Here is a 13,993-nt window from a genome sequence, read left to right as displayed (position 1 = left end):
ATTGGCGCAACGGCGGCCTAAGAGCATGGAGCAATACGCCCGATCGTGGCACTGCTCACGCCCATGATCCGGGCAATCTGTCGTACGCCTTCGCCATCTGCCCGTAGCTTGGCAACGTACGCCTGCTGCTCGGCCGTCAACTTGGGCTTGCGGCCAAATTTCACCCCGCGCGCCTTGGCGCGTGTTCGGCCCTCGCCAGTGCGTGTTCGGATAAGATCCCGCTCAAACTCAGCCAGGCCGCCAAGAATGGTGAGCATGAGCCGGCCATGAGCCGTGGTGGTGTCCGCCCAGGTGTCGGCCAGAGAGCGAAACGCGGCGTCACGCTCACTTACTTCGGCCAGCACATTCAGGAGGTCACGGGTTGACCGCGCCAGGCGGTCAAGTCGGGCAACCACCAGCACATCTGATGGTCTGAGTACGGTGATGCATTTTCGAAGTTCGCGCCGCTCGGTCTTTGCACCACTGGCGGTCTCGGAGAATACTTTCTCGCAACCCGCAGCTCTCAGGAGTTCAATCTGACTATCTAAAGTCTGACCATCAGTCGAAACGCGTGCGTAGCCAATCATCATAGTGACTGCATTATGAGACTATTATATGAGACACGCAAGTGTTTGATATATAGGGGCTGCGTTCATGTCTCAAATATTTTAAATCATGAGACGATTCATGCGTCAGTGGAGCTACGTGTTGTACGAGGCACCTTCCGCTTGCAGATCGGCGAACATTCGGGAGGCGACCAATGAATGGGAAGGAGACCTAAGAGACCGCGCGGAAGCTTGTCACGCTTGATCAGCGCTGCTGCGCAGATCCCAGAAACGCACGGCGAAGGAGTTGGGTGACGAGGCGTCCGTGATTGGATCCCGATTGCCGACGGGTCGGTGGCCATCGGCACTTCGGTCAGGATCATGCGTGGCGCCTGATGACCGGTAACTAGGCTCATATCGGTCTCGAGGCTTCAGAAGTATGCAGCGCCAAGCACGCTTCTGCGTCGACGATCACCGTCAGTTCGTGAAGCCGCTCCTGCGAGGCGATGGATTGCTGACGCCACTGCGGCGCCAGCGCGCGGATTTTTGCCAGAATGCCAGCGCCTTGTTCCAGCGTGCGAATAGCACATAAAGTCTCTCCTAGATCCGTTCGGGCCGAGGCGCTCCCGTCAGAACGGAGAAACCGAATGATCGCTGCGTAAACGACATGCGGGCCCAGTTCCGAATGCTCCGCCACAGCCTTGATGATGTTGTCATCCGCTTCATCCAGCCGGCCCAGATTGAGCTGGCACCAGGCTCGATCGCAATGCCCTTCGTGCGCGGCGAGCGCTGCTTCGAAAGCGGTACTTGCGTCCATCCCGGCGGCCCTCAGCACACTAGCGGCATGCTGCAACGCGGTCGACTCGACACTCGCCCCGATCAGCCGATCTGCCAAGTGTCGCGCTGTGGCGCTGTCGAGGGCTGGCAGATGTGCGCTCGCATGGGCCAATGCGTACATAACATTACGATCATGCGGGGCCAGATGATCAGCCTTCCGTGCAAGGACCACGGCCTCCTCGAATTGGCCAAGTTCCACAAGGGTGAAGGTCTGTTCCGCTAGAAGGTCGGCGCTGTCAGCGTGCATCTTCAAAGCCAGTTCGCCGATCCGGGCGGCGGCTCGGAGCCCACATTGCCGCGGCAGTACGCGGATTACCCGCAAAATCTCTGAGGGTGCGGGACTGGAGGTCGCGAGCCAATCCTCGATGAACACCACGTCTTGGGCTAACCTTGACAGGGCCGAAAGCGCTTCGGTGAGGCCAAGTACCGCCTCGGCTGGGGCGGGCGGTTCGCCCAGGATAGCCGTACAGATGGCAGAGGCCTCAGCGGCCCGTCCAAGGTCGATCAAGGTCAGCGCCAAGCTCAGGATGGCCTGCGGCGGTCGTGGCCGCGCTGAAACCGCCCGTTCGAGGGCCGGCACGGCCTCCTCCAACCGTCCAAGCTTGTACAAGACCTGTCCCAGCAATCCCCAGGCGCCCGGGTTGTCGCTGTCGCACGCTACAGCCAGCTCCAAACGAGCGGCAGCCTCGGCGTCGCGATCCAGTAACCAAAGATCGAAACCCTCGCCGAGATAGCCGATCGCCGACGCAGGCGAGAGTACCTGTAGTTGCCGCCATACCGGCAAGGCCTCTTCATGGCGGCCCTCGTTCGAAAGCAGACCGCCGAGGCACTCGGCGGCAGCAGGCGTGCAATCAGCGTCGGAAAAGGCTAGCACTCTAAGGGTCTCGACGGCCTCTGACATGCGCTCCTTGGCGATGTACAGTCGGGCTTGGACGAGGCGAAGTGCTGGCAGATTGGCGTCCAACTGCAAGCCAGCGCGCAGGAATTTGCATGCCTCGTCAGTTCGACCTTCGTCAAGCAAGATTGTCACAAAAGCGGCAAAATGGGTCGCGTCGAGCTCCGGGAAACGGGCCCGCAAACCTTGCGCCTGAGCCTCGCAAGCCGCGTCCATCTCGGGCTTGAGGCCGGCCGCCCTCAGTGTCGCGATATGAAACTCATGGAAGGTATCTTCCTGAGGACGCGCGGCCAACGCTTCGCGCTGCAGATCAAGGCTGCGGGCAGGATCATCGGACAGCGTCGCGAACGAGAGTGCCATCAGCGCGTTGGGTCTCAGTTCCGGCTCCTGCGCAAGCAACAACTCGGCGCTGGCGCGCACGGCTTCGCGTCCCTTCTCCGAGAGACAGGCGGTACTAATGACATCCAAACGCGGCAGCTTCCAGATCAACCGGCAATAGCGCTCCTTGGCACGTTCGTTCATCCGGCCAAGCTCTTCGGCGAGCGTCAGAACGTCATACGCTTCGGCCGCGCGATCGGTTTGGTCTAGCGCCATAGCCAGCAACGCGGGCACACCGGCGTCACCCAAATGCAGCGCCCAAGCCGACGCGAGCCAGTCCGCAGCGCAGTCCGGTCGGCCCGAATTTAGCCAAACAGCGCCAGCGCTCGCGAGAGCGTCGGTGTCTAGAGGACACTTGTGCAAGAGCCTGAAGGCGTACGACAGATGTTTGGCGTGATCTTCCGGCCCGCGATGGCCACACTCCAAAAAGGACATGAAGAAATTGAAGATGAGGGAGGCCTCGCAAAGCTGCAGCCAATTCGGCAGTAGAGCGTCGAACAGGGCACGCTGGCGCGCTTGATCCAGGCCCTCGAAGAGGCCCGGCTTCGGAGGGGGGCAGCCGTCAAGCTCGGCGCTGGCAACAAATCGCCGCGCCTCCAGACGCCCGTTCTCGCTGATGCACAGCTTGCCGAGTTCACGCCGAAGCTCAGATTGACGGCCTTGAGCCGCAAGCACGCGGCAGAGCTCAGTCTGGACGAGCACGCTTTTGGGGTCGATCAATTGCGCCGCCTTGGCCGCAGCGCGAGCTTCATCGAAGCGACCGCACGCGGTGAGGACCTGAGCCAGACACAGATGCGCTGCCGCATCGCTTCCGTCGATCTCGACAGCCTGCTTCAGACAGTAAGCCGCAGTCTCGTGCTCGCCCTGTTGCGACAGCAGCGCCGCGCGTAGTGCGAGCAATCCAGCTCGAATCGAAAGCGGCCAATTGGCGGGGGCCGGACACATGTCGTCCAGGGCCTGCAGACCCTCCCATGTTTCACCACGGCGCCATGCCGCTTTGGCCTGCCATACGTAGAGTTCGGGTGGCGGCATGGGTAACCCGCGCGCGATGCGGGCTCTTGTCAATCCCGCCGCCGTGTCGCCAAAATCGGTCAGGACCATCGCAAGGGCCGTCTGGCCGATAACGTCGCTAGGCCGGGCCGCGACACGCTGCATCAGCGCGTCTAGGAAGGCGTCAAGCGAACAGACGCGCAATAGCATGACGCCGAAGAGAAGAATTTCAGACAGGTTAGTTTCACTCTGCAGACGGTTAACACAAGTTTTTACGCATTTACGCGCCGTCTCGGCGGCGTCGATCTCGGGCTTGGGGGCAAGGGGAGGCTGCCCCCAGAGCTTGCTGGCCACCCGCTTTATGCCGTGCAAGACCCCGCTCGCCTCGGCCTTTGGTCCACGTTCAAAATCGGCCACGAGGCGAAATTGTGACTTGACCGAAGCGTAGGCCTTGTGGGTCTCGAACCGGGCCTTGAAGATCGCATCGACGAAGAAGATCCTCATCGGATCACGGCCTTGGCTAAGAACTTCGAGAGCGCTGTTGGAGGCGAGTGTGCTGAAACGATCGAGAAATTTTAGCGAATTCTCCATATCAGCCGGATAGGGGAAGTTTGCTTGGCCGTATACCCAGTTGATATCTTCGATCGCTAGTATGACGATCGCAGGCCCACCCCCGGCGTGCTGGGCGAGAATACGGTCGGCGCGCGTCTTCTCCATCTCAAAGCCGGCGATTTGATCGGCGCTGCAATACATCGAAAAGGGATTACGCGACACGGTCGGTGCTCCTTCTCAATCCAAAGTAATGGACTCCGCCGGCCGCGTCGCCAACGGCTAGGCCCTTGCCATCGGGATGAAAGACGGCGGCGGTTACGGTCGGTCGCAGCACGAATGCGCCCAAACGCCGCGCCGTTGCATCGCGCAACTCGACGAGACCATAGGTTCCGAATAGGGCGACGGTTTCGCCGTCTGGCGCGACGGCCGCGAAGTGCGGGACGTCACCGGTCATGGTCCAGGCTGCTGTTGTGCGCAGGTCCTCAATATTCAGACTTCGGACTTCGGCCCGTTCGGCGACCAATATTTGAATACCTTGCGATGTCCAAAACGGTGGACATAGCAAGGTCTCACCGAAGGGCAAGGGATGTGGTTCATCGGGCTTATCGAGGGAGCGAAACCACAGCTTTTTGTCGCGCCGCGTGATCAAAAGCCGGCCATCCCCTGACAAGGCACCGCGTCCAGCTAGCTGTTCTTTCGCAAGGCGCAGACGGGGATAGGCGGGGCTTAGCGTCCAGACCTCGACGTCATTGCCGCTGTCGCGCGCGCCGACCTCGGCATCCTGGCTTAGGGCCAGATCCGGCGGCGGGCCGGTCAACAAGGCGCTGCACTTGTCGATGATCATCGCCGGCCAAGGGGTGGTTGAAACAAACTCCGAGCCAGCGCCGGATAGCCGCCTAAGATCCAAGCCACCCACATTTGTGACGATCGCCGGGGCGTCTGTCAGCCGCGCGCCACGGGCCAAGGTCGGGTCAATGAAAGCGCGTTGACGCGCTAGGCCGTTTAGGGACCATTCGATGATCGAGCCGTCGACGCCGAGCGATCGCAACACCGCCCCGTCCGGGTCGAACAGAAGATCGCTAACCACGGCGGGATGGCCGGACGGCCTTATCAGAGATGGAACGGGGCGGTGCCAAACACCGATCTCGCCGTCCTCACTCACGGTGACAATCTGGCCGGCGGCGTCCGTCTCCACGAGGGCAAGTGGGGCGGCATGAGCTCGAAAGCTCACCGGCGCACTACCGCCATGGGCGAGGACATGCACGCGGCCGGTCGCATCGCCGGCCAGAATACATCCGTCCGAAAGGCTCACGTGGTCAGCCCAACCTGGCAGTTGAGCCAGACGAAGCGGAGCGTCCGCCTCTTCGAGATCGAGGCGCGTAACGACGCCGTCGACGCCGCCGACGATCGCGTAGCGCCCGGCTACATCAATGGCGAGGCCGAAGGTCTGCTCCATATAGGCGAGCCGGTCGTCATTATCCTTCGGCAGGAGGGCGACGGCCTCGACCTCAAGTGCGGGGAGCCCCCAAAGCGCGACTTTGCGATTCCGCGTGAGCGCTGCGAGACTGTTCGCGGTGAAACTGAATCGTTCGACACCGGCGCCAAGATCGCTTCGGGCGACGATCGCGCCATCGGCGCTCTCCAATAGCAGCACCCGACCGTTGTCGAGGCCCACCGCCACCAGTGTTCCCTCGGGGCTGACACAGATGCGACGGACCGCCTGGTCGAACAGTATTTCGTTAACAACCTCGCCGGTCGTTAGGACCAGTCGCTTGAGCACGCTGCGGTTGCCCTCGCCGGCGAATGTCGCCCAGACGTGGCTCGCGTCGGGCTCGGCCATGGTCAGGTGTACGTCCGGACCGACGTCCAACAGCGCCAAACGCCGACGAGCCAGAATATCCCAGACTTCAAGGTAATGGCCAGTCGCCAGCGACAGATAGCGTGCGGCCGCCAGCGTCGCATCGCGCACAGGACCGGCGGCCCCAAGACCGGCGGCCATCAGCACTGAGCCCTCCATGCCGGCCGACCACAGGGGGGTGGCCGTACAGGCGTCGGGGGATCGCGCCGCGAAGGCTTCGGCCTTCGCTTGTAAGCCAACCTGACAGGCGGCCACAGTCAGTGCCTGGGCCGGTGCAATGCCGGCGGCCTCCTGCCGACCCGTCCGTAAGGTCACTTCCGAGGCAAGCACCGTAAGCCAACCGGCGTCAGCGCCGATCTGGAGTGCCCTTTGCGCGTCTACGCCGAGGGCATCGGATCCAAGGCGAGCCAAGCGTTCGGTCAGATAGCCAGCGTCATCGAATAGCGTTCGCATGGCCGCGATCGCTGCATCGCCGAGGGCGGCGGCGTGCGCGGAGAGATGGCGAACTGCGTAGTCGCCGACCTCCTTCCAGGTTTCCTCCGACTGCGGGCCCAGCGTCTCAAGCAACCGGGTATGGCCTGAGTCCGGCTGCAACCCAAAGCCGGCCGCACCCGAAAGCACGAAGTCAGAAAACGAGATATGATAGGATGAAAAGCGTGGTTCGCCGTCGAAGACGTCGAGGCGCACGAAGGCCCGAATGCGCGCTAGTAGATCGCTAACGCTGTCAGCGGGGATCTTGGTGGCCCGCGCGATAGTCGCAGCCCCGAGCGGTTCACGCGCCGAGCAGACGACCGCCAGTACGGGGCCCAGATCGGCGCGCAGACCTTCGCGAGATAGCCTACCGGATAACCGGTCGATCTGCTCGCGGTAGTGGTCGTCAACGTCGGTCGGCCAGTTTTCAACGCTCGCCTGGGGATGGGCCGGATCGAAGGTGGCGAGTAGATAGTGCGCGAGCAGGAAGTTGCCATTGGCGCGACGCACGATTTCAGTGGCGAGGTCGGTCGGAACCTCCGGTGCGGTGCGGGTCAGAGCCGCGATATCCTGGTCGTGTAGGCTTTGAACCGCGGGATCGGACAGGTCGAGTCGCTGCACATCCACCCGCAGACGCAGCTCATATGAAAACCTCGACGAAGCAACCACTCTGACCGTGTTGGGCAGATCGGCGCGCTGGAGCTGTTCGAGCGGATCAAACCCGCAGGCTTGTCGATCCCATTCGTCGAGCCCATCAAGGACGATGACGATGGGTTCGCTCGCGCGCTCGGCTGCGCGACGGAGAGGGCCTAGGAACAATTCCTGAAAGGCCAGCATCGGATCGACGCTTAGGTTCTGAATGTTAATTCCAGTCACCTTTGCTCCAGCCTTGAGGCCAAGCTGAGCGCGCAGGCGAAAGACAGGTGCGGACGCGGGACGTGGAATTGCTACGTATGAGCCGACTTCGGCCAGCGTCAGCTGGCCGCCCACCTCCGCCGCCCGCACCTCGATATCGACGCGTTGGGCCTTCAGGTCCCAATCGATGCCCCAGCGGCTCCAGTCGACGATCTGTTCGCCATAGCTCCGCACCAGTTGCGTGCCGAGCGTTTCGGCGCACCGGATCGGTTCGCTCCAGCCGCCACCCTGGCTGGCGGCGACTCCATCGCTTCGCCCACAGAAGAAATGCGGATAACCACCTTCATTGACAAAGTGGGCGAGCAGGGACGTCTTGCCCGCGCCCGGATCACCCACGACAACCAGAATGCGGGGGCCGTCGGGCGCGTCGATGAAGGTTTGCAAACGGGCGAGCAGCCAGCGCCGGCCGACGAAATCCGAACGAGCCTGGTCAAGGAGCGACCCGAAGTCGACGGCCCGGCCGGTAGCCATGTCGGCGGCCTCCAGGAGTCAAGAGCGCTTGAAGAGGGTGACGTTAGCGTCGGAACCTATCCGCGTCATTTCAAAGCGCGACTTGATGTCCGGCACATCGACGCCGCCGCCGAATTCGAAGCCGATGAACCGCCCCTCGATCTCACCGATGACGGCGCTGATCTCTATGATCGGCGATCGCCGAGCCGGCTCGCCAATGAAGTCGAGGCGCTGACCCGACAAGCTCTCAATAAGCGCGCGTAAATCTCCGATAGCTGCGAGTATTGAAGGCCCCGGCATCCCGGAGATCTCATCAGGCGACTGGACAAAGGGCGCAATTTCTTTCGCTAGGCGATCAAGAGCCTGCTCGTGCCCGACGACGTTAGTGGGGGAAATAACCAGTTGCGGCGGGGCGTTCGCGAATAAATCGGGCGGAAGCTTAGCCTCGATGGGGGTATCGTTCTTTTTTCTAGCGCGATCAATCAGCGCCGTGAGTTGGCCGTACAAGAACTTGACGCCTTCTTGAGCGACAAGGCCTCCAATGACACCCAAAGTAAGCGGATCAGTCAAAGCCCCCTCCTGAAACTCGACGTAATTTTCTCTAAACTCAATCAAAACGCCCAGGAAGTCGATAGTCGCCTTTACAAGAGAAAGCGGTTGGGCCGCGCGAGCGCTGACGATTGGGTTAATCTTCCACGCCGAAACACAATCAAGAGCTGACGCCAGCATTAAAATACCGAGCGACCCCACTCCTCGCTCGACTACAAACCACCGCCGCCGGCAGTTATCGTGCGGCCAGCACCCCTTGCATCCGATTGTTTAAACCGATGCGGTCGACTATTGCCCTGAAGGGGGCCTGTCTTTTGGAGTATCAAGCCCGCCAAGTGTACTCCGCCCACTCCCGGAAGGCCCTGCCCTAAATCGCCATAGAGAGGGCGGATTTCTCTACGTCGTTGGTCCGATTGATCCACCCCTTTCCATACCTTGGCGCCTGAGGCAGGTTTTCGTAGAACTCCCTCCGTAGATCAGATAGGCGCGAGATCACCGCTTTGGGGTCCGTCGACTTCGTTGCGGCGACGGTTGCCGGCCCGATGGACCCATCCTGATGCGCTCCGACAATTTTCTGAAGCGTCGTTGCCGCCCTACCAATGCCCGCATTCACACCGAAATCGAACACGACCAAATCAACTCCGGGGGGAAGGTCGTCGCATTTCATCCGGTTCCAATATTTCGACCGGAAGATCTCGCACGCTTCCTTACGTTCGAGTTTCTGCACGCTTGAGGCATCCACGACCGCCTGCGGATCTTGCCCCTTGCGCCACGCGGTCAGGTCTTCGAGCGTGACACCGAACTTCGTCGGGCCGCCAGCGTCCTCCGGGTCATTCTCATACACCTCCCCCTCCCACTTGATGATTATCTCGACGCATTTGTCGAAATTGGAGAAGGTCGAACCGGACGCCCCCCCGGCCGCGACAGTGGCCACGTTCGCCGCTGCCGCCGCCAAGGCCGCAGCATTGGCCCCGGTAGTCTTCTGGACGTTCTGGACCAGTTTCGCCTGATCTCTCAGCGCCTCCTGCGCCTGGTGCGAACGCTCGGCCTGCTCGCCGACCGCGGCCGCGTCCTTGAAGCGGGATCCCTGCGAAGACCCGAGCCAGAAATTCACCACGGTCGAGAAGGCAGCGACGAGGGCGCCTATTGCAATACCCAGCACTCCGTTCGCATCGACCTCGAACTGCAAAGCCTTAAGTGCGATCAATCCCGACAGCAAAAGAACGAATATAATGAAAACAGCCATGCTAATAACGAATGGCGCCCATGAATTGGGGCCGCCCGTCTTCATCAGCTCCAGAGAGAACTGGCGTGCGTCATGCGTATTGTTCTGCGCGGCGGCATCCTGTGCCTGTTCGGCGGAAAGCCGGAGCTTCAACTCCTCAAGCAGGGCCGCTTGCCGCTTGTCCTCCTGCTCAACCGCGATCTTGGCGAGTCGAACCTGAAGGTCGCTGGCAACCGCTGGATCGCTCGCCACCTTCTCGCGGGCCTGCTGGGGATTATCCGTCCCCGTCGCTTCCGCGACAGCCCTGCCGATACTAGCGGTGATCACGCCCACCTTATCGCCGGCGATGAGTTTCAGCACTTCCGGGAAAAGCGACGCAGCAATGGCAATCAAGGGATTCATGTTCCCCTCCAAAAGTGCCGCAACAGCAGGAATCGACGTCTTCGCGCCGAGTTGAATGCCCAGCGCGTCTGCGGTCGTGGCGCCGACTTCACCATCTGCCACAAGACCGCTATGCCTCTGGAACTGAGCCACGGCTTCGGCCGTGGCCTTCCCGAACACGCCATCAATGGCGCCGGGATCAAATCTGGCCGCCTTCAGGGCCCGCTGGAGCGATGCGACGGTGCCGGGGTCCATGTTTGCCGCACCGGGGGCGTAAAGCACAGCAGGGCCTGCGACCTCTACTGCGGGACTGCTCGAATAGCTTATCCCGGGGACTAGGACGCCCGTATCCCATCGGCGGCCGCTGACTTTGCCAGGCACGACCCCGTATTTAGCGCCCATGGCCTCGACCGTTCCCCCTTGTCCGTCGCTCAGGACAATGTGTCCCATCGCGCCGTCGGTTGGCGGATAGCGCAGCAACACGGCGCCCGGGATCGCTGCGGCATCCTCGACGGAGATCCGCTTTCCGAGCGTATTGGCGTCACGCTTCCAAGAACCCGTATAGGCATTTGCCTTGCTTGGCGAAGACGTATTGTCCAGGCAGCCATAGAGCGTGCCGGATTCCTGATACACAAGCCAGGAAATGAACTCCGCACAATCCCAAGGCCCACGCCAATCTGGATCGTCTTTCGGAACGGATGTGTCCGTGATCTTATATATCTCGCCGAGATGCTTTCGGGCGAGCGCAAGAATACCTTCCCCAGACGCGCCCATCTCCCCCTCCGACGGTCACTCCGAAATATCGGGAATATTATGATTGGAATATGCCTTATATCAATCATCTTTTGATCAAGATGATCCTCATTAACCCGGTCTGAGTTCGAAGGGGCCTGTGCTCAATCAAGATGGCGGATTTTGCAATCCGCCGTTAATTGTCGGAGTTTTGTCAAAAAAGCCCAAAAATCCGAATGAAATCAAGAGGACGTGCCGATCGATAGCATGCCAATAATCGGTAAGCCGCAGATGCTTATCTGCGTTTTTTCAACTACTAAAAATAATTCAATTTTGAGGTACGGACACCTTCAGTGGAGCATATATTCGTCAATCAATCTGGCGATTTTATGCGATTGGTATTTCATATTTACAAGGCGGAGCGCGGCCCCTGGCGATCCTTCGAGGCCGTCGAGTTCGCCACGCTGACCTGGGTTGACTGGTTCAACAATCGCCGGCTGCTGGAGCCTATCGGCAACATCCCGCCGGCCGAAGCCGAGGAACGCTACTACGCCATGCTCGGTGAGACAGTCATGGCGGCATGACTTAAACCAAATGGCCTCCGGTGAATCCGGGGCGGTTCAGCCCCGTTCTTCATCTGAGATGCTGCCGTAGCTGCCCGACAGGATGATCGGGACGATCCGAGCCTTGGCCTGGAGGCTCTCGACGCTGAAGGCCGGGGTGGATGCAATGCGCGCGAGTGCGGCCTTGGCCCGTGTCGCACGTGGGCCATCGAGTGCCGCAGCCTGACGGCTGTGCCGGAATCGGTGGTGAAGCCGGCCCGATATGGATCACGACTAGCCTGGGCCACGCGCGGATCGTGGGCCCGCTCCCAGCTCATTCCGCCGCCTGAGCGATTGAGATTCCGGTGGACGCCTCAATGGTCAGCGTCACAGTCGTGCGCACGGATGATGCAGTCATGGCTGTCCCTTGCGGTGCGGGGATCGGCTTGCTCATATGCTTCGCTTCGCCGACGTCCAGCCTAGCGGCCTGAACGTGAGGCACATCGAGTGCCTCCCAAAGGCGCGCAGCAAGTTCGGCGGATATGGTGGCGATCTTGATGCCATCAATCTGCAACGCGGGCATGGGTTTTCCTCCTATCGTGTGAAAGTGCGCCGATTGCGGGACCTATCGCGCCGCGTGATCCATGCCGGTCATCGGCATCGAAGGCGCTTCGGCCAGCGCCAAAACGTCGTCGGCAAAGCGCAGAACGAAGGCTTCGACTTCGCCTGAAATGGTGCCGTTTCCCGTGAGAACCAGCGGCACAAGGCGCGCCTTGGCGGCCAGCTCGATCGGATGGGTTGCCGGCCGCACCGTGAGGCGTGCCAGCAGTTCTTTTGCCTGCACCTGAAACGGCGCGCCGAGCGCAAAGGCGTAGGTGCTGTCATCGTCGGGATCGGCGTCAAATCCGCCCTTGAAGGCGGCAAGGGCCTGCGCAAGAGCCACGCAGGATTCGACAATGTCGCCTTCAGTGCGCTCGCAGACTGCCCTTCCCATAGCTTCCTCTGATTGCCGATCGGCCTGTCCTGTCATCGCCTCGCCTCTGGCTGTGCGCTTCGTCATGTGAAGATATCAAATACGATGTCTATTGCCAGTGGGTTTGTGGGCGTCATAATGCTTCCCTATGCCCATGAACGTCCGTGAACGCCTTGCCTGGAACCTCAGAGCTCTCCGCGTGGCCCAAGGCCTCTCCCAGGAGCGGCTGGCCGCCGATGCGGGGATCGACCGCGCCTATGTCGGCGGCATCGAGCGGCAGACGGAAAACCCCACCATCGACTTGCTCGATCGGCTGGCGACGACGCTTAAAGTCGAGCCGGCGGACTTGCTGGCGCTCCCGGCCGAAGGCGAGACGCCGCCTGCTCCCTTGCGTGGGGGACGGCCGCGCCGGGTGAGTTGAGGCCGGCACGGCCGCGTCATCAGCCTCGGAACTGCTGGGCGACGGCCGAGCGAATGTCGCGCTCCACCTCGCTCTCCGAGGCGATATCGGCGATGCGCCATCTGTGCCGGGCAACAGTGGTCTCGGGCGAGGTCGGATTGGCAAACACCCATCCCCGCTCCAAGAGCCCCTTGGCGGTCAGTTCATTGCCGCGCACCGCCATGACCATGTTGAGAATGGCCAGCGACATCTGAATGGACATGAGCGCATAGGCCTGCATGCTCGACGGCGCGCGGCCACCCTGGCTGAGGATGAACCAATTCATCAGCACGAGGCCGCAGGCGAGGCCTGCCCAAAGCGGAAGGCGCCGCAGCCACAACGGAATGCCGAGGCAGCTTGAAAAGAGCAGCAGGCTCCAGCTGAAGCCGACCTTGATGTCCATAAAGGCGCCGGTGCGGGGATCAATCAGGCGAACGGTCACTTCGCCCTCCGCGGCTGGGCGGCCAGCCAATCGCTCTCGCTGGCGGCAACCTTCTGGTCGAGCGCACCGAAAGCCCTGACATCGACAAGGGCGAGCAGGCCCTGCCTTACCTGTCCCTCCAGCAGCCAGGCCGGCAGATCGGCTGGCACAACGCCGCCAACTCGCCGCAGCAGACTCACGCGCCGGAACAGGGCCACATAGCGCTGCGCCGCCTCGGTGAGGCCGGGCTGCCGCAACAGATCGAGCGACAGCCAGTCGGCCGCAAACCGGCGCTGGATCTCGCGAGCGAGATCGGCCAGTTGCGCGTCCGAGGCTCTGGCATCGATCTGTGCCAGCTGGAACAACATCGACTGTGCCGCGCAGGCGATGGCAACACTGTCTGCCGATGTGGCCGGCGAAGCCGGCATCGCCGCCGCCCTCTCAGCTATGGCGAACTGCGCTGGCGTTGCCGGCACATAACGCCCGGCGCGCCCCGCGAAGACGGCGGCACACTGGCCCCCCATCGCCTGTGTCAGTTCGGCATTGAAAGGCTGGAGACCCGGCGCCTGGGCAGAGAGCGTCATGCCCAAGGTCATCTGCAGGCCCGACAGGTCGTCGGCCTTGAGGCCGTCCGGCAGCACATAGGTCTGGCGGAAGATGCGATCGGGATAGCCGCGCTCTGCGGCATGGACAGCGGGTGAAGACACACAGGCCATGATGGCCAAGGCAATGGCACAGGCCATCCCTCTGCGCACAGGCCGCGCGGAGTCCTTGAAATGACGATCTTGCATGATGCGCCCTACGAGGCTGGGGCAGAGTGGCGACACGTCAAAGCGCCTTACCTGCCCGGTGGAAACGAGA

General features: G+C 61.7%; 9 protein-coding genes and 2 pseudogenes. 2 read left to right on the top strand and 9 right to left on the bottom strand.

Annotation, left to right across the window (positions count from 1 at the left end):
• Nucleotides 1–17: 17 nt before the first annotated feature.
• The 5 genes from AAG816_RS01670 to AAG816_RS01650 all read right to left on the bottom strand — a co-directional run bounded on the left by AAG816_RS01670 (nt 18) and on the right by AAG816_RS01650 (nt 10,799).
• Nucleotides 18–569 carry a recombinase family protein gene (locus AAG816_RS01670; RefSeq protein ID WP_341987602.1) on the bottom strand — a complete coding sequence of 184 codons (552 nt, stop codon included), beginning with the start codon at nt 567–569 and terminating at the stop codon, nt 18–20.
• Between the two features lie 367 nt (nt 570–936).
• Nucleotides 937–4,398, bottom strand: coding sequence for a tetratricopeptide repeat protein (locus AAG816_RS01665; protein ID WP_341987601.1), 3,462 nt, complete (start codon nt 4,396–4,398; stop codon nt 937–939).
• Nucleotides 4,388–7,891 carry an NACHT and WD repeat domain-containing protein gene (locus AAG816_RS01660; RefSeq protein WP_341987600.1) on the bottom strand — a complete coding sequence of 1,168 codons (3,504 nt, stop codon included), beginning with the start codon at nt 7,889–7,891 and terminating at the stop codon, nt 4,388–4,390. Before AAG816_RS01660 ends, AAG816_RS01665 begins: the two co-directional genes overlap by 11 nt.
• Before the next feature lie 18 nt (nt 7,892–7,909).
• The gene (locus tag AAG816_RS01655) at nt 7,910–8,620 is read right to left on the bottom strand and encodes a hypothetical protein (protein ID WP_341987598.1); all 711 of its coding nucleotides are present in this window, start codon (nt 8,618–8,620) and stop codon (nt 7,910–7,912) included.
• Between the two features lie 166 nt (nt 8,621–8,786).
• Entirely contained in the window at nt 8,787–10,799 is a 2,013-nt protein-coding gene (locus AAG816_RS01650) for a glycosyl hydrolase 108 family protein (RefSeq protein WP_341987597.1), read from the bottom strand.
• A 365-nt stretch (nt 10,800–11,164) separates the two neighbouring features.
• Between AAG816_RS01650 and AAG816_RS01645 the strand changes: the two are divergent.
• Nucleotides 11,165–11,341 (top strand): annotated as a pseudogene (locus AAG816_RS01645) (IS3 family transposase); the annotation flags it as partial.
• A 292-nt stretch (nt 11,342–11,633) separates the two neighbouring features.
• Here AAG816_RS01645 and AAG816_RS01640 read toward each other — a convergent pair.
• Nucleotides 11,634–11,882 (bottom strand): hypothetical protein, encoded by a 249-nt coding sequence (locus AAG816_RS01640; protein WP_341987596.1) that lies wholly within the window; start codon nt 11,880–11,882, stop codon nt 11,634–11,636.
• A gap of 42 nt (nt 11,883–11,924) precedes the next feature.
• On the bottom strand, nt 11,925–12,359 hold the full coding sequence (locus tag AAG816_RS01635; protein ID WP_341987595.1) for a hypothetical protein: 435 nt from the start codon (nt 12,357–12,359) through the stop codon (nt 11,925–11,927).
• A 67-nt stretch (nt 12,360–12,426) separates the two neighbouring features.
• Here AAG816_RS01635 and AAG816_RS01630 point away from each other — a divergent pair.
• Nucleotides 12,427–12,684: pseudogene (locus tag AAG816_RS01630) on the top strand (helix-turn-helix transcriptional regulator); the annotation flags it as partial.
• A 28-nt stretch (nt 12,685–12,712) separates the two neighbouring features.
• On the opposite strand, the gene AAG816_RS01625 reads toward AAG816_RS01630, so the two are convergent.
• Entirely contained in the window at nt 12,713–13,114 is a 402-nt protein-coding gene (locus tag AAG816_RS01625; RefSeq protein WP_341987593.1) for a hypothetical protein, read from the bottom strand.
• Nucleotides 13,115–13,149: 35 nt separating this feature from the next.
• Nucleotides 13,150–13,923: a hypothetical protein gene (locus AAG816_RS01620; RefSeq protein WP_341987592.1), complete on the bottom strand. Its 774-nt coding sequence runs from the start codon at nt 13,921–13,923 to the stop codon at nt 13,150–13,152.
• Nucleotides 13,924–13,993: the final 70 nt, after the last annotated feature.

This window comes from Azorhizobium sp. AG788, assembly GCF_943371865.1.
In the GTDB taxonomy this organism is placed as follows: Bacteria; Pseudomonadota; Alphaproteobacteria; order Rhizobiales; family Xanthobacteraceae; genus Azorhizobium.
Note: the sequence above shows the minus strand (reverse complement) of the source record. Positions and strands in the feature narration are given on the sequence as shown.

Excerpts from the sequence above, each read along its gene's own strand:
- AAG816_RS01670 (WP_341987602.1), bottom strand. The coding sequence starts at position 569 with ATGATGATTGGCTACGCACGCGTTTCGACTGATGGTCAGACTTTAGAT.
- AAG816_RS01660 (WP_341987600.1), bottom strand. The coding sequence starts at position 7,891 with ATGGCTACCGGCCGGGCCGTCGACTTCGGGTCGCTCCTTGACCAGGCT.
- AAG816_RS01650 (WP_341987597.1), bottom strand. The coding sequence starts at position 10,799 with ATGGGCGCGTCTGGGGAAGGTATTCTTGCGCTCGCCCGAAAGCATCTC.
- AAG816_RS01640 (WP_341987596.1), bottom strand. The coding sequence starts at position 11,882 with ATGCCCGCGTTGCAGATTGATGGCATCAAGATCGCCACCATATCCGCC.
- AAG816_RS01635 (WP_341987595.1), bottom strand. The coding sequence starts at position 12,359 with ATGACGAAGCGCACAGCCAGAGGCGAGGCGATGACAGGACAGGCCGAT.
- AAG816_RS01625 (WP_341987593.1), bottom strand. The coding sequence starts at position 13,114 with ATGGACATCAAGGTCGGCTTCAGCTGGAGCCTGCTGCTCTTTTCAAGC.
- AAG816_RS01620 (WP_341987592.1), bottom strand. The coding sequence starts at position 13,923 with ATGCAAGATCGTCATTTCAAGGACTCCGCGCGGCCTGTGCGCAGAGGG.